This window comes from Sulfurovum sp. AR (assembly GCF_000296775.1).
Lineage (GTDB): Bacteria > Campylobacterota > Campylobacteria > Campylobacterales > Sulfurovaceae > Sulfurovum > Sulfurovum xiamenensis.
In genome coordinates, this window is record NZ_AJLE01000010.1 from 54,099 (window position 1) to 73,592 (window position 19,494).

The 19,494-nt window shown below is 39.5% G+C and carries 24 protein-coding genes and 1 pseudogene; 15 read left to right on the forward strand and 10 right to left on the reverse strand.

Going from position 1 to position 19,494, the window contains the following annotated elements:
* Positions 1-20: 20 nt before the first annotated feature.
* The 3 genes from SULAR_RS09025 to SULAR_RS09035 are packed head-to-tail and all read right to left on the reverse strand — an operon-like array spanning position 21 to position 2,948.
* Positions 21-1,166: a HAMP domain-containing sensor histidine kinase gene (locus SULAR_RS09025; RefSeq protein WP_008245285.1), complete on the reverse strand. Its 1,146-nt coding sequence runs from the start codon at positions 1,164-1,166 to the stop codon at positions 21-23.
* Positions 1,156-1,815, reverse strand: coding sequence for a response regulator transcription factor (locus SULAR_RS09030; protein WP_008245287.1), 660 nt, complete (start codon positions 1,813-1,815; stop codon positions 1,156-1,158). The genes SULAR_RS09025 and SULAR_RS09030 overlap by 11 nt, the downstream gene beginning before the upstream one ends.
* Positions 1,812-2,948, reverse strand: coding sequence for a hypothetical protein (locus SULAR_RS09035; protein ID WP_008245288.1), 1,137 nt, complete (start codon positions 2,946-2,948; stop codon positions 1,812-1,814). The genes SULAR_RS09030 and SULAR_RS09035 overlap by 4 nt, the downstream gene beginning before the upstream one ends.
* Before the next feature lie 83 nt (positions 2,949-3,031).
* Between SULAR_RS09035 and SULAR_RS09040 the strand changes: the two genes are divergently transcribed.
* The gene (locus SULAR_RS09040) at positions 3,032-3,499 is read left to right on the forward strand and encodes a DsrE family protein (RefSeq protein ID WP_008245291.1); all 468 of its coding nucleotides are present in this window, start codon (positions 3,032-3,034) and stop codon (positions 3,497-3,499) included.
* A 33-nt stretch (positions 3,500-3,532) separates the two neighbouring features.
* On the opposite strand, the gene SULAR_RS09045 is transcribed toward SULAR_RS09040, so the two are convergent.
* From SULAR_RS09045 to SULAR_RS09075, 7 genes are all read right to left on the reverse strand, one after another.
* The gene (locus tag SULAR_RS09045; protein ID WP_008245292.1) at positions 3,533-4,555 is read right to left on the reverse strand and encodes a sensor histidine kinase KdpD; all 1,023 of its coding nucleotides are present in this window, start codon (positions 4,553-4,555) and stop codon (positions 3,533-3,535) included.
* Entirely contained in the window at positions 4,552-5,031 is a 480-nt protein-coding gene (locus SULAR_RS09050; RefSeq protein WP_008245294.1) for a DUF255 domain-containing protein, read from the reverse strand. Before SULAR_RS09050 ends, SULAR_RS09045 begins: the two co-directional genes overlap by 4 nt.
* Positions 5,032-5,037: 6 nt before the next feature.
* Complete coding sequence (locus tag SULAR_RS09055; protein WP_008245296.1) at positions 5,038-5,421, reverse strand: thioredoxin family protein; 384 nt, start codon at positions 5,419-5,421, stop codon at positions 5,038-5,040.
* Entirely contained in the window at positions 5,418-6,527 is a 1,110-nt protein-coding gene (gene dapE, locus SULAR_RS09060; RefSeq protein ID WP_008245297.1) for a succinyl-diaminopimelate desuccinylase, read from the reverse strand. Before dapE ends, SULAR_RS09055 begins: the two co-directional genes overlap by 4 nt.
* A gap of 6 nt (positions 6,528-6,533) precedes the next feature.
* Complete coding sequence (locus tag SULAR_RS09065; RefSeq protein ID WP_008245299.1) at positions 6,534-7,082, reverse strand: YqiA/YcfP family alpha/beta fold hydrolase; 549 nt, start codon at positions 7,080-7,082, stop codon at positions 6,534-6,536.
* A complete protein-coding gene (locus SULAR_RS09070) occupies positions 7,083-7,427 on the reverse strand; it encodes a rhodanese-like domain-containing protein (protein WP_008245301.1) in 345 nt (114 codons plus the stop codon).
* 82 nt (positions 7,428-7,509) lie between these two features.
* Entirely contained in the window at positions 7,510-7,851 is a 342-nt protein-coding gene (locus SULAR_RS09075) for a ferredoxin-thioredoxin reductase catalytic domain-containing protein (RefSeq protein ID WP_008245303.1), read from the reverse strand.
* A 102-nt stretch (positions 7,852-7,953) separates the two neighbouring features.
* Here SULAR_RS09075 and gatC point away from each other — a divergent pair, with 102 nt between their 5' ends.
* From gatC to SULAR_RS09140, 14 genes and pseudogenes are all read left to right on the forward strand, one after another.
* Positions 7,954-8,244, forward strand: a complete 291-nt coding sequence (gene gatC, locus SULAR_RS09080; protein ID WP_008245310.1) for an Asp-tRNA(Asn)/Glu-tRNA(Gln) amidotransferase subunit GatC — start codon at positions 7,954-7,956, stop codon at positions 8,242-8,244.
* A gap of 9 nt (positions 8,245-8,253) precedes the next feature.
* Positions 8,254-8,595 (forward strand): arsenate reductase family protein, encoded by a 342-nt coding sequence (locus tag SULAR_RS09085; RefSeq protein ID WP_008245318.1) that lies wholly within the window; start codon positions 8,254-8,256, stop codon positions 8,593-8,595.
* A 12-nt stretch (positions 8,596-8,607) separates the two neighbouring features.
* Positions 8,608-9,666 (forward strand): type IV pilus twitching motility protein PilT, encoded by a 1,059-nt coding sequence (locus tag SULAR_RS09090; protein ID WP_008245319.1) that lies wholly within the window; start codon positions 8,608-8,610, stop codon positions 9,664-9,666.
* An 83-nt stretch (positions 9,667-9,749) separates the two neighbouring features.
* Positions 9,750-10,388, forward strand: coding sequence for a CvpA family protein (locus SULAR_RS09095; protein ID WP_238536377.1), 639 nt, complete (start codon positions 9,750-9,752; stop codon positions 10,386-10,388).
* Positions 10,385-10,822, forward strand: coding sequence for a Fur family transcriptional regulator (locus SULAR_RS09100; RefSeq protein ID WP_008245321.1), 438 nt, complete (start codon positions 10,385-10,387; stop codon positions 10,820-10,822). The genes SULAR_RS09095 and SULAR_RS09100 overlap by 4 nt, the downstream gene beginning before the upstream one ends.
* 126 nt (positions 10,823-10,948) lie before the next feature.
* A complete protein-coding gene (lysS, locus tag SULAR_RS09105) occupies positions 10,949-12,604 on the forward strand; it encodes a lysine--tRNA ligase (RefSeq protein ID WP_008245322.1) in 1,656 nt (551 codons plus the stop codon).
* A gap of 44 nt (positions 12,605-12,648) precedes the next feature.
* On the forward strand, positions 12,649-13,899 hold the full coding sequence (locus tag SULAR_RS09110; protein WP_008245323.1) for a serine hydroxymethyltransferase: 1,251 nt from the start codon (positions 12,649-12,651) through the stop codon (positions 13,897-13,899).
* A 9-nt stretch (positions 13,900-13,908) separates the two neighbouring features.
* Positions 13,909-14,091 (forward strand): annotated as a pseudogene (locus SULAR_RS11485) (DUF1882 domain-containing protein); the annotation flags it as partial.
* A 27-nt stretch (positions 14,092-14,118) separates the two neighbouring features.
* The gene (locus SULAR_RS11375) at positions 14,119-14,403 is read left to right on the forward strand and encodes a hypothetical protein (protein ID WP_008245326.1); all 285 of its coding nucleotides are present in this window, start codon (positions 14,119-14,121) and stop codon (positions 14,401-14,403) included.
* Positions 14,404-14,468: 65 nt separating this feature from the next.
* Positions 14,469-15,356, forward strand: a complete 888-nt coding sequence (locus SULAR_RS09120; RefSeq protein WP_008245328.1) for an SPOR domain-containing protein — start codon at positions 14,469-14,471, stop codon at positions 15,354-15,356.
* Positions 15,357-15,362: 6 nt separating this feature from the next.
* Positions 15,363-16,769 (forward strand): anthranilate synthase component I family protein, encoded by a 1,407-nt coding sequence (locus tag SULAR_RS09125; protein ID WP_008245333.1) that lies wholly within the window; start codon positions 15,363-15,365, stop codon positions 16,767-16,769.
* 19 nt (positions 16,770-16,788) lie between these two features.
* On the forward strand, positions 16,789-17,583 hold the full coding sequence (locus tag SULAR_RS09130; protein WP_008245339.1) for a shikimate dehydrogenase: 795 nt from the start codon (positions 16,789-16,791) through the stop codon (positions 17,581-17,583).
* Positions 17,584-17,652: 69 nt separating this feature from the next.
* A complete protein-coding gene (locus SULAR_RS09135; RefSeq protein ID WP_008245340.1) occupies positions 17,653-18,306 on the forward strand; it encodes a response regulator transcription factor in 654 nt (217 codons plus the stop codon).
* Entirely contained in the window at positions 18,303-19,493 is a 1,191-nt protein-coding gene (locus tag SULAR_RS09140; protein WP_008245341.1) for an ArsS family sensor histidine kinase, read from the forward strand. The genes SULAR_RS09135 and SULAR_RS09140 overlap by 4 nt, the downstream gene beginning before the upstream one ends.
* Position 19,494 lies beyond the last annotated feature (1 nt).

The window sequence follows — 19,494 nt, forward strand, 5'->3', positions numbered from 1 at the left end:
TGTGTATATTTTATGGAGTATTAGAAGATATATTTAAAGGTAGTACCCTCTCCAAATTTTGAATCGACCTCTAAAAGAATATCTTCTTCATCGATAATTTTCTTTACGATATTCAACCCTATACCAAAGCCACCTTTGGCTTCATTCTCTCTGTAATATCGTGAAAATATTTTACTCGTATCCTTTATACCGACACCATGATCTTGTACTTCAAATACTATATGGTCATCCACCCTATATACACTGATCTCAACATTACTATTGTCATTGCTGTATTTGATAGCATTCGAGATCGTGTTATCAACGATACGCTGCAGTTTCGTTTTTGAAAAAATATGTCTAAGTCCCGAAAGGATATTCGTATGGAGTTGTATCTGCTTAAGATTTGCTATTTCTTGAAAATAATCTACTCTATTTTGGATAAATTCACCAAAGTCCAAGTCGCTTTTTTTATACTTGACCCTTCCTTCTTTGACAAGATAATCCATATCATTGTAAATCGTCGCAAGTGTTTTAGCAGCAGACTTCATTCGCAACAAATATTTATTTTCACCATATTTACTCGCAAAAAGGTCAGAATTGAGGTTAATGATACTTAAAGGCGTATTGATCTCATGCATAGAATCTTTGATGAAGTTATCAAGCTGCGTATTGAGTTTTTCAAAAGGCCTTGAAAAATTTCTAAGCAATAAAAATGAAAATATAAATAGCGCGATCACAATAGCGATCATGACCATTGCAGCAAAAAAATAAATATTATTGGCCGTATGCACAGTAGAAACCAATAAATAGTTCGCACCAAAATAATAACCGTTCGGAAGGGAATAAACATAATAATAACGGTTTCTATTTTGATGAAATCCTTCCGTAAAAGAGAGAGGTTCAAACTCTAAATTTGAAAATATCACTTCATACTGATCCGTATAGAGTGCTGCTTTATACTCTTTATAGCGTGGGAAATAGTAGACTTGATCTTCGTTTTGATAGTGCTGCATCGAGGTGATGATCTTCTTTGCCTGTGCTTCAAGGGAGAGTTTCACTTTTGCCTCATCTATCTGTAAAAGTAGCTGAACATAGACCACCAGCGGTGCTATCAACAGAACAGCCAATATCCCCGTGTAGATAAACGCATATTTACGGGCAAAATCATCGGTATTAAAAATCAATACTATATCCTACGCCACGCACATTTTTAATAAAATCTTTTTCAAGTTTTTTACGTAAACTACCTACTTGTACACGAATATTGGCAGGATCCACCCACTCTCCCCATACCTCTTCCCAAAACATTTCACAACTTACCACAGACCCTCTCTTTTTAATCAGAAGTTCCAATATCTTTGCCTCTGTTTTGGCTAGTTGCACCGTTTCACCATTAAACGTAAGTTTCATCTTTTTGAGGTCATAACTATACCCTGATGGCAGTTCTATGCTCTCATCGGATGAAGCAAAACATTGTACTTTCATCACCTGTTCTACCCGTAATTTCAGTTCTGCCAGGTCAAAAGGTTTCCGTATATAATCACATGCACCGCATTCATACCCTCGACTCAGATCATCTATATCTGTCAAAGAAGTAATGAAGATAGCCGGTGTCATATTGCCATCTTCCCGTAACTCCTCTAGCATTTCAAAACCATTCTTCTCACCAGGTACTTTCACATCCAAAAGCAGTAGATCATAAACGTTCTCATAAATCGCATCATACGCTGCATCAGCATCGGTGAAACATTCAACTTCATACCCGCTCTCTTCTAAAAATTCCCTCATACTGAGTGCAAGTATACTTTCATCTTCTAAAATTAGTATTTTCATTTTATCGTCCCTAACTTTTTCTCATTATGCTTATTTTCAACAATGATATCAATAAGCTCATCCTTGCTATAACCATACAGGATACGTTTCGCTTCTACTTCAAGTTCTTTTTTATCTTCTTCATTTAATTTTGGTAAGACTCCTATGAGCTCTTTGTCATAGGCGTTACGGAAACTGTCATGTGGCGTCTGCCAGGCTTCAACGACATTTTTGATATCTTCATCTGAAAACTGAGTGAAGACCGACACACGTTGATCTGCTTTTTCATGTTGTTTCAGTGCATCCTTCGAGATACATAACAGATAGATACCGATCTGTTTCCCGACCCCATTGACCATAGGCTCATAGAGATAAAGCATACCATCTTCATACTCATAATTATTCAGCAACAAAGCGTCCCAGTCCAACATTTCTATTTTATCCATGTATTGTTGGTTATAGTTTTGATTGGAGATCACATATCCGTTCAAGAGAGGGAAATTCCGCATCAGTTCGGCTTGTTCCAGATATTTCTCATCCATCAGTGCAAAAAGTTCGATACCTTTTTTACGTAGTTTGAGTGTAAAATCATCGATAAATTTGATCACTTCGAGATAACCAAGTACCCTATCTCCACTGCGCACAGGGATCGTAGCTTTCAACGTCAGTAATCTACCCGTTTCCATCCCTACTTTTGGATGGCTGTTCTTATCCAGTGAGGCAAGATCCTCCCTGAACCACCAAATGGGCATTCCTTGATACCCTTCATCCCAACTACGTGCAAAAATGAAAAAATCCGGAGTCAATACCTGGATACGCAGGGTTTTTACATGTGTATATTTTTTAAACCTTTCTGTTATCCTACTGAGTATTCGATACCCTTGAGACTCATTATCTGCTGTCAATGCATTTTTTAGTTCACCATCTTCAGAGAGTGCCAAAGACAATGAGAGAAGATCGGCCATCTCATAGTCAAGTCCTGCTCTAAAATCACTGACTATCTGATCCCCTAGACTTATAAGTCTGTCTTCTTTACTTTGTTGTACAAAGAAAAAAACCGAGATAAAAAGGATCATCAATACACCAAAAGTAATATAGGCTGCTATTTTACTGATGTACTTTGAAGGTGTACATGATTTCATTTTTACACGCATAAAATGGGATCCTATTCCTAACTATTTATATTTTTTTTATATTATAACGCTATCCTATCTTAAACTTACTAAAAGGAACATACATGAAAAAAATTCTCTTGAGCCTACTCTTCACTTTAGGCATATTATACGCACAAGAAGCGCCTGCCAAAGTTGTGTACGATCTGACCACCAAAGATCTGAAGAATTTTGAACTGCGTATTTTAAGTGCCGTGGTATCCAATAAAGCACATTATGAAAGTACCTTGCGAGAGCTTGATGTTTCGGTGGTCATTCATGGCGGTGCCTACAAGTTCTTTCTAAAAGACCCTGCAGCAAGTAAATTTAAAGATGACAAAGCCTTACTTTCTAGCTATCAAACGCTTGGAAAACGTATACAAACACTGGCCGACACCTATGAGGTTGAATTTTTGGTATGCGGGGTCGGTTTACGGAAACACGGTCTAGAAAAAAATGATGTCTATGACTTTGTAAAGGTCATCCCGAATGCATCCATAGGTTTGATAGACAAACAGAATGCAGGGTATGCCTTTATACCTATCGGAGATTAATGGATGAAAAGTGGTATGGATGAACGAGAAAGTTTAAAGTGTAAAAGAAAAAGTGGAACCCTTTTCTTCTTCACTCTGAATCTCTAATTCTGTACCATGTAACTCAAGGATACGCTTGACGATAGAAAGCCCCAGCCCCATAGAGTTATCCCAGCTATGTGTACCCGAACGATAAAACTTTTTGGTGACTTTGTTAATATCCGAGGAGGAGATACCTAAACCTTTATCTATCACAGATATATGCCCTTTATCCATCGTGACCACGACTTCATCTTTGGAATATTTCAGTGCATTTTCTATCAGGTTTTTGAGTACGATCTCCAGAAGTGTACGATCCGCTTCGACCATATGACTACTTCCTTGTAGTACGATCTCTCTTTGAGGGTACTTCTCTTCTAAAGATGTTTTAACTTCCTGTGCCAGAGTATAGAGGTCAAACTGACTTGGATGCAGTGTTGCTTCACCACTCTCAAACTTATTCCATAGAACAAGTCTGCTGAGGAGTGCTTCAATTTTGACACCATTGTTATAGATCTTATTTAAAAATTTTTCCTGCAGTGCCTGAGGGATCTCTTTATCTTCTTCCAAAGTCTGTGCGTATCCCATGATAGAAGCGATAGGGTTACGAAACTCATGTGCAATCGCTGAGATCATATCTGCACGCTGACGATTTTTAAGTTTAAGCTTTGCATTATAACGTTGCTTGATCTCTTCACGTTTTTTGGCACTGTCAAGTACTTTAATAAGGTTCTGGTTGATATCTTCAAACTCTTGGGTAAAAAAATGTGCTTTGTAGTCTATCTTCTCTGTTTTTTCAAGATTTTCCAAATATTTATTGATAAGCCTGAGTTCATTTTGCATACGTCTAGCCCCACGATTTATGGCATAGATAAATATGGTGAAGCCTGCTATCAAAAGCGCTATAGCTGAAAAAGCAATATCAGTTTCAGGGATAAAAATATACAAAAGCGTACTAAAAACAAAACCTGTAAAAACGCCCAAGGTGACAAGTCTTGCCATAATATATTCTGTAAAGTGAGGACGTCTGAAGATCATAGATCAAATACCTCATTCTCTTCTTCGAGCACCTTGAGAAAATCTAAAAAATCTTCTGTAGCAAAATAGCCCACAACAGACTCAAACACTTCTTGGTCTGGCTGCATAAAATAAAAACTCGGGATGGCTCCAGTGAAATCCTCAATACGGTTAGCATTTTTCTTATCTGATCTTTGCACTTTTAACAAAATATAAGACTGAAGTTTATCCTGTACCTTTGGATCAGACAAGGCACCTTTTTTTATGTTTTTACACCATTTGCACCGTGTGTCTTCTACCATGATCATGACATTTTTATGCTCTTTTTTGGCACGTTCAAACGCATGATCCATATCGGTTTCCCAACTCAGTTTCTCATAGGCAGGAGGTGTGCCCACTTGTTGATGCACGACCTGGATCGTTTCTTCACCATATACGTAAGAAAAGAGCAGCCCGATCCATATAATAGCTGTGATGATTCCTTGACTCTTTAACACTGATCTCTACTTTTTTTCTATATCATTGATATAATAGATCATATCCTCTACATCCACATAACCCAGAATTTCATCTGAAATCACCTTGTCTTCATTCATAAAAAAAATCGTAGGGACACCTTTTACTTCCGGCAATTCAGACATCGAAAACGCATCTTCTCTCATCACCTTGACAGTCACGAACTTTTCTAGCCTCTTCTCTACTGCTTCATCAGCAAGTGTTCGGTGTTTCAGTTTTTTGCACCATCTGCAGTTTTCACCTTCAACCAAGACCATGATGTTTTTATGTTCTTTTTTTGCTGTGGCAAATGCTGTCTCCAGATCTTTGCTCCATTCTACAGAAAAGAGCAGACTTGAGAAAAGTAAAACGCCTAATACTATTTTGTTCATTTTGATCCTTCATTAAAATGTTTCACTGTATCTTTAAACACAGCACAAAGTGCTTCAACTTCTTTGATGGATGTTCTTTCATTTGGTGCATGAATGGTGTCATTGATCACACCGAACTCTACAACATCTATGCCATAGGCCCCCATGAATCTAGCATCACTGGTACCACCGGCCGTAGAAAACTTGGTTTCCACTCCCGTAATATTCTTGATACTGGAAGTGAGCTTCTGTACGATCTTTGAATCTCTTTTCGTTACAAATGGGTACGAACCCTGCGTTAATTCCAAACTGTAATCCAAGCCGCCAAAACATTTGTCTATGTGCAGTTTAACCTCTTGTTGTGTAGTTTTAGTGGAGTTACGCACATTGAACATCATTTTTAATGATCCTGGTGTAACATTCGTAACTTCCATACCTGCACGGATGTCCGTGATCACCATTTTACTTGGTGCGAAATCATCATCCCCTTGGTCCAGGTCTACCCCTGCGATCTTATCTAAAATAGGTGCTATCTGATGGACCGGGTTGATCGCTTTCTCCGGATAGGCAGCATGTCCCTGTTTACCATTCAACGTTAAATATCCATTGATCGAACCTCGTCTTCCTATCTTGATAGCATCACCAAAGACACGTTCACACGTCGGTTCTGCAACGATACAGTAATCGGGTAAAAAATCTATCTCTTTGAGGTATTCAAGCATCACAGCCGTACCATATTTGCCTTCACCCTCCTCATCAGAGGTAAGCAGTACGGAGAGTGTACCCTCAAAGTGTTCACTCTCTTTACAAGCTTGTACAAAAGCGGCTACACCACTTTTCATATCTTGTGCACCACGGGCATAGATATTGTCCTCTTTGATCACAGGAACAAAAGGATTTGTGTCCCAATTATCTCCCGCAGGCACTACATCTACGTGTCCGGCAAAACAAAGATGTGGTCCCTCTGAGAACTTTTTACTTAACATCAGGTTTTTGACACCCTCTTTGTTCACATAGATCGCCTCATACTCATCAAGGTACTCTTCTATGAATTTTAACGATCCTGCATCATCAGGTGTCAAAGATTCAAAACTCAACAATTTAAGCAATAGGTCAACTACATTCATTCAGACTCATTTATTTATAAATTTTTCTACCATTGAGAGATACTCATCCAAATTTTCAAAACGGTGATTTCCACCATACTCAACGATAACTTTGTGTGTATTATAGAGTGATTGTGCTTTAGCATAATCCAACACTTCATCCCCGCTTTGCAAAAGCAGAAGATATCTCCCTTTATCCGGGGCTGTTTGCAACATTTTGAGTTGTTCGAGATAGACAGGCTTGAACTCAAATACCTCTTCATCGCAAAAACGCTTTTGCCACCCCGTATAGGCAGCCAAGGTTTCCCATGGCCGGGTCGACGGATTAAGCAGTATGGCTTTCATTCGGTATTTTTCAGCCAAAATAGTTGCATAGTACCCGCCTAAGGATGAACCTACCAAACAATCAATTTTTGTAGACGATAAGATCTCTTCGAGCAATGCCAGAGCATCAATAGGGGAAGGTGGAAGATCCGGTGCTATGACATTGTCTGCACCAAAATAGGATTTAAGGAGTAACGATTTATTCCCTTCTCCGCAAGATGCGAAACCGTGAAGATAGAGGATCTTAGACATTTATTGTTCTATTTCTCCATGATAGGTCACAATACCGCCAAAATGGTTCAATACACCTGTATGCCCATGTTGCTGAAATACATGTTGTACCTGCCCGCTTCTACTACCTGTGCGGCAGGTAAAGATAACTTTCTTCTCTTTGGTCTCATCAAAGAGCTCTTGTGCCCATTGTTGAAAAGCAGTCGTAGGTTTAAGCATGTCCACACCTTTAATATGGCCCATGTTATACTCCATCTCTTCCCGTACATCGACCAAAAGGAAATCTACTTTCCCTTCATCACGTGCTTCCAATAAAAGCTCTAATTCTTCTGAATTAATATCATCTTTTTCAAGTAACTCTTGCATACTATGCTCTCCTGACTAAAATAATCAAGTATTATAGTCAATCAAAATTATAACTTGCTGTTAAGTTAAAAATATTATTTTCTTAACTATTTGCTTCGCGGTACTCAGGTGTACAAAAGATTTGACAATGGCATATACCATCTTCAGGGAGCTCTTTCTCTATCGCAGGTTTACATGGGCAGATCCTGTCATCGACACTTTTGAATTTACCCGGCTTTGACTCATCTGGTTCAACCATAAAACATGGACAGAATCTTTTTCCATACAGTAATTTATGACGTGAAAGCCCCATAATGATCGCTTCATTGACCTCTTCATTACTGTTATAGACCCAGCCTTTACTTTCACAGACTTTATCTGTAAACACTTTTGTCTTTTCCATTTCTGCTTTAAATTCTTCTGAATTCATATCCAGTTTCTGCATCGTTTATACCCTTTATCTGTTATTTTACCTGTAGTTATATCTTAAACTAAATTAATATATAATAAGAGCCATTATAAAAATTGACCAGAAATAAGGGATATCATGCAAATAGATCACACTGTTTTAGAGAAACTTGAAAAACTTTCACACCTAAGGATCGACGATTCTAAAAAAGAAGCGGTGATCGAACAACTCTCAGGTATCCTCACTTATGTAGATAATCTCAATGAACTGGATACGGAAGCCTTGGATGCTTCTTTCTCAACGCTTGAAGGGGGAACTCCTTTAAGAGCTGATAGTCCTAGAGAAGCCGATGATATTGCAAAAGATATCCTCTCTCATGCACCTCAAGCGAATGATGACTTTTTCATCGTGCCAGCGATCATCGAATAAGTGTAGCACATGTTAAAGATCTATGGTATAAAAAATTGTGACAGTGTCAGAAAAGCGATAAAATATCTTAAATCCCATGAGATAGCCTATGAGTTTATAGATTTCCGTGAAACACCTGTGGGCGAGGAGACTATCGCTTCATGGCTAAAGCATACCGATATCAAAACCCTCTTCAATACTAGAGGCACAACCTACCGCACCTTAAAACTGAAAGAACTTGATCTTTCTGACGAAGAAAAACAACAGTGGCTCGCAAAAGAGAATATGCTCATCAAACGGCCCGTTATTGAGCTTGATAACAAGGTGATAGTTGGGTATAATGAGTCTCAATATCTAAAAACCATACATTAAAAAAGGATAATCATGGCTGCTTTTGATATCAAAAAACTGCTTCAAAGTGTTGTTACACACGGTGCATCGGACCTACACCTCGTAAGTCGTACCGAACCACAGATCAGACTCGACGGTGTACTTAAACCCGTTAATCTACCTGTACTGACAGGGGATGATATCGAGGAGATGTGTTACTCTCTTATCACAGAGAAACAAAAACAACAATTTGAAGAGCATGATGAACTTGACTTCGCACTCTTGCTTCCTGGCATCGGACGGTTCAGGGCAAACTACTATCGTACATTGGGGGATACCGCTGCTGCATTCAGGATCATTCCTATTGATGTGCCTTCTTTGGATGACCTGGGTGCGCCTGAAGTCTATAAAAGTCTTATCAAAAGAGAAAAAGGGCTTATTCTGGTCACTGGACCGACAGGTTCTGGTAAATCAACCACACTGGCAGCGATGCTTAATGAGATCAACCTTCATGAACAAAAACACATCGTTACCGTGGAAGATCCTGTGGAATTTATTCACCAGAATAAAAAATCCGTCTTCTCTCACAGAGGTGTAGGTGAAGATACTTCCTCTTTTGCCACAGCACTCAAATATGCCATGCGTCAAGACCCGGACATCATACTGATCGGGGAGATGAGGGATAAAGAGACCATAGAAGCCGGACTGACTGCCGCTGAAACAGGTCACCTTGTATTTGGTACCCTGCATACTTCTTCAGCACCGGGAACCATTAACCGTATTATCGATGTATTTACAGGGGATGAACAACCACAGATAAGAGCGATGATCGCCTCTTCACTGGTAGCAGTTATCGCACAGGCGCTTCTCCCTAAGTTGGGAGGAGGCCGTGTCGCTGCTTCAGAGATCCTGGTCACCAATCATGCGATCTCGAACCTCATTCGTGAAGATAAAGTACACCAGATCTATTCACAAATGCAATTAGGACAAGGCGATACGGGTATGCAAACGCAAACACAGGCACTGCTTAAATTCCTCAAAGACGGGAAGATAAGCCGCGACGTTGCTATGCAGTATGCTAACAGACCAGCTGAACTTTCTGGAAAAGTATGATCATCACCAAAACCTCTCTCAAAACATTTTTAGAGAGATATAGATACAATACGCAAAAACTATAAGTAGAAACAGGGGATAAAATGGATTTTTCAATGGAAGGCTTTTCAATGATGGACTTTAACTACTTTGATGTCACGATCTCAGCCATAGTACTGATATTGGGGATCAAAGGTTTTATGCAGGGATTTATCAAAGAAATATTTGGTCTTTTAGGTCTGGTAGGCGGAGTCTACTTTGCTTCTAGACTTTCTGATAAAGCTGCAACATTTATTGATACGAACTTTTTGCCTTTAGAGAATGCATCCCTACTTAAACTGATTGGTTTCCTCGCTATTTTGATCATTATTTGGGTCAGTGCTACCATCCTTGGTACGATATTTTCTAAACTTACCAGCGAAAGTGGTTTAGGTTTTCTCAATCGTCTTTTTGGTTTCATCGCAGGAGGGGGGAAGTACTTCCTCATTTTTGCCTTGATCGTAACTGCGTTATCTAATGTCACACTGATCAAAGATAATTTAGAAAAGTATATCAATGATTCTATACTTTATCCATATCTCAGAGCGACAGGTTCATACCTTATCAACCTTGACACCTCTGATTTGGGGCTGACTGTTTCAGATACAAAAGAAGTCACTGCTCCGGCTGAAACAAATGTTTCAGTGGAGACAAATACTTCAATTGAAACCAATAACACGATAGAAAAACAAGGTTCAGTATGATTGAATACCCTCTCCTTCTAGAAAAGTTCCAGACACTTCTAAAAGAAAACGCACTGAAGTTCACAAAACAACGAGAGCTTGTTTTAAAGTTTCTTTATGAAAACAATGGACACTTTACGCCTGAGGATATCTATACCTTACTGAAAGAGCAACACCCGGATGTCAATATCGGTATTGCAACTGTCTATCGTACGCTTGCTCTACTTGAAACATCAGAGATCGCCAGCTCCATCTCTTTTGGTGTACAAGGTAAAAAATATGAACTTGGACTTAAGAAACATCATGATCACCTGATCTGTACAAAGTGTGGTAATATTATAGAATTCTACGACGAGATCATTGAAGAGAGACAAGAAGAGATAGCAAAAAAGTTCAACTTTCAAATGACAGACCATACGATGAAGATCACCGGTCTTTGTGAGAAGTGCCAATAAACAGACGTAACCCGCTCATACAATAATAAATCGTTGGGATTGCTTGAGAAGCAGCTTCCCATCAAAATAGTCCATAGGGCCTGACCCTATAGAGATGTAATAACTAGATCAACAACAGGAGAGAGCTTGATATTTGACAATCAATATATCCAAGAACGAATCAAAAAAACAGAAAAACTCAGAGAAGAAGGGATCAATCCTTACCCGAACCAGATACAAAAAGGAACCCCTTCAACACAGTTTTTAGAAGAGTGTGCTTATATCAAAGAGCAAGAGAGTGATGAGAAAAAAGATGAGAACAAAACCTATTCACTAACAGGACGAATCAAGTTTATTCGTATCATGGGAAAAGCGGCTTTTGCAAAGATAGCAGATGCAGAAGGTTTGGTTCAGATCTATTATAATAGAGATGAACTTCCGGAAGGTTTTTATAACAATGTGGCAAAGAAACTCTTTGAGGTCGGTGATATCATCGAAGCAACTGGATACCCTTTTGTGACACAAACAGGTGAACTCACACTGCATTGTAAAGATATGAAAATCGTTTCTAAAGCGATCTCTCCACTTCCTGAAAAGTTCCATGGACTGCAAGACCAGGAACTGAGATACAGACAACGTTACCTTGACATGATTATGAATCCTGATGTCAAAAAGAACTTTGTCATGAGATCCAAAATTGTTTCCATGGTAAGAAGATTTTTTGAAAATAAAGAGTTCCTGGAAGTAGAAACACCTATGATGCATCCTATTCCTGGCGGTGCAAATGCAAAACCATTTATCACACACCACAATGCGCTGGATGTAGAGCGTTATCTGCGTATTGCACCTGAACTTTACCTCAAACGTCTTATTGTGGGTGGTATGGAAGCGGTTTTTGAGATCAATAGAAACTTTAGAAATGAAGGAATGGACCATACCCATAACCCTGAATTTACGATGATAGAGTTTTATTGGGCCTATAAAACCTATATCGAACTGATGGAGATCACCGAAGAGTTATTTGATTATCTTTTTGATAATCTTGATCTTGAAAGAAAGTTGCCATATGGTGAGGTTGAGATAGACTTTGCGACACCGTTTGCAAAAATACCGTATATCGAGTCGCTTACAAGCATAGGTGGCGTGCCTGTAGAGGTTGCCACAGATAAGGAAAAAGCATTGGCATATCTCCAGGAGCATAATGTCAAAGTGGATCCTAACCTTACATTGGGTTATCTACAGGCTGAACTCTTTGATGAATTTGTTGAGGGAAAACTCATTAACCCTACGTTTATTACAGACTTCCCTGTCGATATCTCGCCACTGGCTAGAAGAAGTGATGAGAACCCAGACATTGCAGAGCGTTTTGAACTATTCATGGCAGGGAAAGAGATCGCCAATGGTTTCTCTGAGCTGAATGATCCTATCGACCAGTATGAGAGATTTAAGGGACAAGTGGATGCCAAAGAGGCAACGGGTGATGACGAAGCCATGCATATGGATACAGACTATGTAAAGGCACTCAGCTACGGTATGACACCAACTGCCGGTGAGGGTATAGGTATCGACAGACTGGTGATGATGTTGACCAACCAGCACAGCATCCGTGATGTACTTCTATTCCCAGCGATGAAACCAGAAGTCCCAAGAGAAGAACTTGCACCGATCTGTGCTGTTGAGAACAAATGTAAAAAATGCGGTAATGAAAATATAGATGAACTGAAACCTGCCAAAAAAGGCAAGGGTATGTTCTGTATAGATGTAGCGGCCTGTAAACAAAGAATGCAAGAGAAGCAAAAGTAAAATTTGGATATAAATCCACTAATAAACCTAACAAAGGACACCTTATGAGTTATGCCATAGAAACATTTGACCCAGAGATTTTTGAAGCGATTGAGAATGAGAGAGAAAGACAAACGGATCACTTAGAGATGATTGCCAGTGAGAACTTTACTATTCCTGCTGTAATGGAAGCGATGGGTTCTGTGTTTACGAACAAGTATGCTGAAGGATACCCGTATAAAAGATATTATGGTGGATGTGAATTTGCTGATACAGTAGAACAACTTGCCATTGACAGAGCATGTGAACTATTTAACTGTAACTATGCCAATGTTCAACCGCATTCAGGTTCACAGGCGAACGGCGCTGTCTATGCAGCACTGCTTAAGGCTGGAGAGAAGATACTCGGAATGGATTTGAGCCACGGTGGTCACTTGACACATGGTTCCAAGCCAAGTTTTTCTGGTAAAAACTACTCTTCTTTCACTTACGGTGTAGAGCTTGACGGTCGTATCAACTATGACAGAGTCCTAGAGATTGCCAAGATCGTACAGCCTAAGATCATCGTATGTGGTGCATCTGCGTATGCAAGAGAGATAGACTTTAAAAAGTTCAGAGAGATCGCTGATGAAGTTGGTGCTATCCTTTTTGCAGATATCGCTCACATTGCAGGTTTGGTCTGTGCAGGTGAACACCCTAGTCCATTCCCGTATGCGGATGTGGTTACTACGACCACACACAAAACACTTGCAGGACCTCGTGGTGGTATGATCATGACAAATGATGAGGATATCGCTAAAAAGATCAATTCAGCGATCTTCCCTGGACTACAGGGTGGTCCACTTGTACATGTAGTAGCTGCAAAAGCGGTTGGATTCAAGCACAACCTCAGTGATGCATGGAAGGTCTATGCAAAACAAGTAAAAGCAAATGCAGCTGTACTTGCCGATGTACTTATGAAAAGAGGGTATGATGTCGTATCAGGCGGTACAGACAACCACCTTGTACTGGTTTCTTTCCTAAACAAGGATTTCTCTGGTAAAGATGCGGATGCGGCACTGGGTGCAGCAGGTATTACCGTGAACAAAAACACTGTCCCTGGTGAGACAAGAAGTCCATTTGTGACTTCAGGCGTACGTATTGGGTCTCCTGCACTTACAAGCAGAGGGATGAAAGAGAAAGAGTTTGAACTTATCGCAAACAAGATTGCTGATGTACTTGACAATATCAATGACACTGCATTGCATGCAACGATCAAAGAAGAGATGAGAGTACTGGCACAAGATTTTGTGATCTATGACAAGCCTATCTACTAAGGTACAACCATAAAAGTTTTTGATTTAGATCTTTTTGATGACCATTATTACATTAAAAGGAATACGATCGTTGAACAGATACAGTTCAGCAATCGTACCTTTTATGCCAAATTTGAACGTATTAATGAACCGCTGACACCACTGCTGTTAGAACAACACCAAAATAGGCAATTTACAATTGCAGCCCCCCTGCTGAAAGAGAACCATACCAACTATCTTGTGATCGAATACAAAGGTGATGAGCACAAAAGGTTTCAGCATCTTATCAAGCACCTCTTTAAGACACTCAATATCACCGACTATCATATCTATCAGGGTAAAGATATTGAACGACTGCAGGTCTTTATAAGAGTAGACCACTTACCATTGGAAGAGGCAGATGCACAACTTCAAAAACTTTCAAATACGCTTAAAGAAAAAATAACGAAAAAATGGAAATGTCTGCCTTCATTGGCACTGCCAGAAGCATACAATATCGTCACACTTCCCTATAATAGACTCTAACATTTAAATAATATATATAAATATGATATAATCAATACAAATTTATATCTGGAGACACTCCCCCTATGCATGATCACAATCTTGATGACTTGATTATCGATAATATCGAACCTAAAAACAGTAAAACCAAAAGCTTTTTAACCATTATCGCATTACTGATCGTTGTATTGATAGTGGCTATTATCCTCACTAAGATCTTACTGAAAACGCCCGATGAGAATAGGCTTGCGTTTGAAGAAGATACCACAGAATTGATAGCGCCAGAGCTCCAGTTAAAAGAGACCCCTGAGCCAAAAAAGGTAAAAGAAGAGCCATCACTTTCAAACATTGTAGAAAGTAAACCTCAAACACCTTTGGTTGAAACAAAAAAAGAGAGCATTGAACCATCGACCGTAGTGGTCCAAAAAGAACCTGTGCTTTCAAATATAGAGGATCAAGAGATTCAAGCACCTGTTTCTCAAATAGGCAAGGAAAATATGGTTCAAGAGTCTTCAGAAAAAGCAGAAAAAGATGCTGCTGACATAGCCTATTGGAAAAAAATGCAAGAGAAGAGGAAGGCTGAACAATTAGCTTACGCATCCATGAAACAGAGTAAGCCAATCGTAACGATCAAAGAAGAAAAAACAGTCAAGCCTAAAACAATAAAAACACCTACACCGGTAGTTACTTCTGTGAAAAAACCGGTAAAGAGACCTGTAGCTTCCAAGCCTGTCCCTAAAACCGTCTCTACAGGAAGATATTATGTACAAGTGGGGGCCTATAGACAAGAACCAAGTCAACGTTTTATATCGGTCATTCAAAACAATGGGTACAAATATATCATGACAAAACCTAATAGAAGCGGTATCAAAAGATTACTCATAGGTCCTTATAGTGATAAAGAGTCCGTAAAACGTGTTCTCCTTGATGTGAGAGACCGTATACATAAACAAGCTTTTGTAACAACAAGGTAGACAACTATGCACAAAACAATACTTTTTGATCAACTTACTCCTGTTGCACTCTATGGGAAAATAAAAGAGATTTTTCCCAATGAAGTCACCATGCTTTTTGAGAGTGTCGTCAATACCAGTGACGGTAACTTCTCTTTTATCACAGTAGGTGCACAAGAGCGTCTCAGCTATAAAGATAAAACAACTGTCTATACGGATAAAAGCGGTCATAAAAAAACCTTAAAAGAAGACCCCTTTAGTTTTTTAAAAACATATTATAAGAGTATTGATCAGGCTGCCTATAAAGAAAAAGCATCAGAACTTGGTTTCTCTTTTGTAGATGGCTTTATAGGTTTTATCGCCTATGATATGGTCAAAGTATTTGAACCTGTGCTCGAAGAGAGTATGGATGCACTGCTCGACCCGCTTGATACACCTGATCTTGATCTGGTACGTCCAAAGATCATCATTGCCTACTCACACAAAAATGCAACACTCACCATACTCCTGAATGATGACTCTATGAAAGAGGGAGTGAGTGCTATCGAAGCTATCTTGACAAACGCATGCACACCAATGCCTCTTAAGCCGGTAGAACTTGAGGGTGAAGGCAGTTTCAGTATCGATGAAGAACGTTTTAAAGCACTGGTTGTAGAGTCTAAAGAGAATATACGTTCCGGCGATATTTTCCAAATACTTTTGGCCAACCGATATACACAAAAAGGAAAAATAGACCCGCTTAGTTTTTACAGAATTCTTCGTTCTAAAAACCCTTCCCCTTATCTTTTCTTGCTGGACTATGAAGATTTCTCTATCTGTGGTTCTTCACCGGAAGTCATGGTACGTCTGACAGACGGTGAGATACTTCTACGTCCGATCGCAGGTACGCGTAAACGGGGTAAAAATAAAGCACGTGACAAAGAGTTGGAGCTTGAGATGCTCAATGATCCTAAAGAGTGTGCAGAGCACCTTATGCTCATAGACCTGGGACGTAATGATGTAGGACGTGTAGCACAGACTGGTACGGTAAAAGTCACAGATATGATGCGTGTAGAGAAGTACTCTCACGTGATGCATATGGTATCGGATGTCGAAGCGATGTTACAAGAGGATAAAGATATGTTTGACCTCTTCGCTGCCACTTTTACAGCGGGAACCATGACAGGTGCCCCTAAAATAGAAGCCATGAAGCTCATCGCACAATATGAAGGGTTAAAACGTGGATTCTACTCTGGTTCTGTAGGATACTTCTCTTTTGATGGGAACATGGATTCAGCCATCGCCATACGTACTTCACTTATCAAACCAGACTCTATCACCCTACAGGCTGGTGCCGGAGTGGTTGCCGATTCAAAACCGGAACTGGAATATCTGGAAGTGAAAAATAAACTAGGTGCACTGCTCTCCACACTCAAAGAGATGGAGACACTCTAAAGATGGGTAAAAACTCCCTATGAAACAGCTCTTTGCCATCTTTGGAAATCCAGTTTCCCACTCCAAATCCCCACTGATGCACAACCTCTCGTTTCAAGGGCTGAAGTTTGACGGATGTTATACCCGCTATCTACTTGAAGAGGGGAGCAGGCTCAAAGAAACCTTCTTTTCACTTGGCCTCAAAGGTATCAACATCACTGTACCTCATAAAGAGCATGCCTATGCTGCGTGTGATGTACTGGATCCTTTTGCCCAAAAAGTGGGTGCGGTCAATACCATCGTTGAAAAAGAGGGAAAACTCTATGGATACAATACAGATGCTCCAGGTTTTTTAAAAGCCATATCTGAATTCGAAAATGTCAAAACCGTCCTTTTTTTAGGTGCGGGAGGTACAGCCAAGTCTACTTCTATCATCCTCAAAGAAGCTGGCTATGAGGTAACCATTCTTAATCGCAGTGGAGATAGGCTCACCTATTTCAAAGAAAATGGATTTGAAACCTATACCTTTGAGGATTTCCGGCCAAAGCCCTATGACCTAGTGATCAATATGACTTCTGCCGGGCTTGAAGATGATGCACTACCGGCTCCATCTGACATACTTGAAAAAGTGGTACCTACCGCAAAAGCCTGTGTAGATGTGATCTATGGGAAAGAGACACCCTTTTTAAAACTTGCAAAAAACCAGAATAAACCGACAAAAGACGGTTCTGATATGCTGCTCTATCAGGGAATCATAGCTTTTGAGTATTTTACAGACCATACTTTTAGCTTTGAAGAGATCAAACCATATATGCAAAAAGCATTTATACTCTAACAAGCCATTTGACTTTAATTAACCTTTAGTCATTAAAATAAGAATATATAGAGACACTATGAGGTAACCATGATAAATATTTTAATGATTGAAGATGATACAGAGTTTGCAGAACTACTCACGGAGTATCTTGCACAATATGATATCAAGGTCACGAACTATGAAGATCCTTATCTTGGTCTGAGTGCCGGTGTGAAGAAATACGACCTACTCATCTTGGACCTTACACTTCCAGGGATGGATGGCCTTGAAGTCTGTAAAGAGGTGGTGGAAAAATATGATATTCCTATTATTATCTCATCCGCACGTTCGGACATCAATGACAAAGTGGAGGGTTTTGCACTGGGTGCCGATGACTACCTGCCTAAACCCTATGACCCCAAAGAGATGTATGCACGTATCACTTCACTGCTTAGACGTTACTCGAAATCAGAACATAACAAAATTGCCACACCTAAAAGTGATTTTGAACTGAAAGGGGATACCATCTATTTTAAAGGAGAAGCACTCTCTTTGACACCTGCTGAATTTGAAGTCCTCTCCCTACTGGTAAAACATCAAGGCATTACACAATCCCGTGAACAGATCATCAATACTTCCAGGGCTATGAGTATGGATTCACAAGGGAAAAGTCTGGATGTCATTATCTCAAAGATACGTACAAAACTGGGTGATAACAAACGTATACAGGCCGTGCGTGGTGTAGGATATAAACTCGTATGATCATCACATCATTACGCAGTAAAATAAGACTAGTATTTTCTGTTACTTTACTTCTGTTGGGTGCACTGTTTATCTTTTCTATCAAATATGACCATGCGATGATAGAAGAGAGGAATATTGCACAAGAACAGGCCATTTCCCATTATCTTTATACCTATTATCTAAAATACGGGAAGATCGATGAAGCCTATCTTGAGGCACAGAATGTGTCACTCATTACAGATAAAGGCATGGTCGTTCAGATAGAACGTTTTTTCAAAGAGAAAGGTGAACTTAAACGTTATGCCGTAGACACCTTCCATTTAAAGCGTATCATCATCATCAACAATGATCGATTTAAACTGATACTTGAAAACAAGAATAAACCACAGTTCCCGATTAAACGTGTCCTCATTTTCTCCACTGTCTTTCTTCTCATTATCTTTTTATATCTGTGGATCATGAAAAGTTTACAACCGCTTTCCGCACTCAAAAGCCAGATCAAGACCTTCTCTAAAGGTAACCTGGATATAGAGTGTAAAAGTGATAAGAAAGATGAGATAGCCGAGGTAGCGAATGAATTTGATCATGCCGTTACCATGATACGTGAACTTCTGCATTCCCGCCAACTCTTTTTACGTGCCATCATGCATGAGCTTAAAACACCTATCGCCAAAGGGCGTCTTGTCAGTGAAATGCTTGAGGATGAGAAAAATAAAGCCCGTATGCACAGTATCTTTGAAAGACTGAACCTTCTTATCGATGAATTTGCAAAGATCGAGCAGATCACTTCCAAGAACTTTGAACTGACGATCAAACCTTACAAGATGAGCGACCTGCTTGAAGCCAGTGAAGATATGCTGATGATAGAGAACCCAAAACGTCTTATCACAACGAACATTGAAAAAGATTATAGTCTATCGGTTGATTTTGAACTTTTTACACTTGTGATCAAGAACCTTCTTGATAACGGTATAAAATACAGTACGGACAAATATATTACCGTGACCATAAATGACAACAAACTGACAATCAGGAATAAAGGTGAAGCGTTGCCAGAGCCGTTAGAAAATTATTTCAAACCTTTCCATGCCTCTAAAAAAGGATTAGGGTTAGGACTCTATATTGTAAAGAGTATTTTGGATATTCATCAAATGGAGTTACACTATCAGCATGAAGATGGAGAAAACATCTTCACACTGGTATAGC

What these genes read in the sequence shown, in the direction of transcription:
- SULAR_RS09100 (WP_008245321.1), top strand. Translation starts at nt 10,385, where the DNA reads ATGATTGAATACCCTCTCCTTCTAGAAAAGTTCCAGACACTTCTAAAA.
- SULAR_RS09065 (WP_008245299.1), bottom strand. Translation starts at nt 7,082, where the DNA reads ATGTCTAAGATCCTCTATCTTCACGGTTTCGCATCTTGCGGAGAAGGG.
- SULAR_RS09120 (WP_008245328.1), top strand. Translation starts at nt 14,469, where the DNA reads ATGCATGATCACAATCTTGATGACTTGATTATCGATAATATCGAACCT.
- SULAR_RS09035 (WP_008245288.1), bottom strand. Translation starts at nt 2,948, where the DNA reads ATGCGTGTAAAAATGAAATCATGTACACCTTCAAAGTACATCAGTAAA.
- SULAR_RS09055 (WP_008245296.1), bottom strand. Translation starts at nt 5,421, where the DNA reads ATGAACAAAATAGTATTAGGCGTTTTACTTTTCTCAAGTCTGCTCTTT.
- SULAR_RS09130 (WP_008245339.1), top strand. Translation starts at nt 16,789, where the DNA reads ATGAAACAGCTCTTTGCCATCTTTGGAAATCCAGTTTCCCACTCCAAA.
- SULAR_RS09140 (WP_008245341.1), top strand. Translation starts at nt 18,303, where the DNA reads ATGATCATCACATCATTACGCAGTAAAATAAGACTAGTATTTTCTGTT.
- SULAR_RS09070 (WP_008245301.1), bottom strand. Translation starts at nt 7,427, where the DNA reads ATGCAAGAGTTACTTGAAAAAGATGATATTAATTCAGAAGAATTAGAG.
- SULAR_RS09090 (WP_008245319.1), top strand. Translation starts at nt 8,608, where the DNA reads ATGGCTGCTTTTGATATCAAAAAACTGCTTCAAAGTGTTGTTACACAC.
- dapE (WP_008245297.1), bottom strand. Translation starts at nt 6,527, where the DNA reads ATGAATGTAGTTGACCTATTGCTTAAATTGTTGAGTTTTGAATCTTTG.
- SULAR_RS09110 (WP_008245323.1), top strand. Translation starts at nt 12,649, where the DNA reads ATGAGTTATGCCATAGAAACATTTGACCCAGAGATTTTTGAAGCGATT.
- SULAR_RS09040 (WP_008245291.1), top strand. Translation starts at nt 3,032, where the DNA reads ATGAAAAAAATTCTCTTGAGCCTACTCTTCACTTTAGGCATATTATAC.
- SULAR_RS09030 (WP_008245287.1), bottom strand. Translation starts at nt 1,815, where the DNA reads ATGAAAATACTAATTTTAGAAGATGAAAGTATACTTGCACTCAGTATG.
- SULAR_RS09085 (WP_008245318.1), top strand. Translation starts at nt 8,254, where the DNA reads ATGTTAAAGATCTATGGTATAAAAAATTGTGACAGTGTCAGAAAAGCG.
- SULAR_RS09125 (WP_008245333.1), top strand. Translation starts at nt 15,363, where the DNA reads ATGCACAAAACAATACTTTTTGATCAACTTACTCCTGTTGCACTCTAT.
- SULAR_RS09135 (WP_008245340.1), top strand. Translation starts at nt 17,653, where the DNA reads ATGATAAATATTTTAATGATTGAAGATGATACAGAGTTTGCAGAACTA.
- gatC (WP_008245310.1), top strand. Translation starts at nt 7,954, where the DNA reads ATGCAAATAGATCACACTGTTTTAGAGAAACTTGAAAAACTTTCACAC.
- SULAR_RS09095 (WP_238536377.1), top strand. Translation starts at nt 9,750, where the DNA reads ATGGATTTTTCAATGGAAGGCTTTTCAATGATGGACTTTAACTACTTT.
- SULAR_RS09045 (WP_008245292.1), bottom strand. Translation starts at nt 4,555, where the DNA reads ATGATCTTCAGACGTCCTCACTTTACAGAATATATTATGGCAAGACTT.
- SULAR_RS09075 (WP_008245303.1), bottom strand. Translation starts at nt 7,851, where the DNA reads ATGCAGAAACTGGATATGAATTCAGAAGAATTTAAAGCAGAAATGGAA.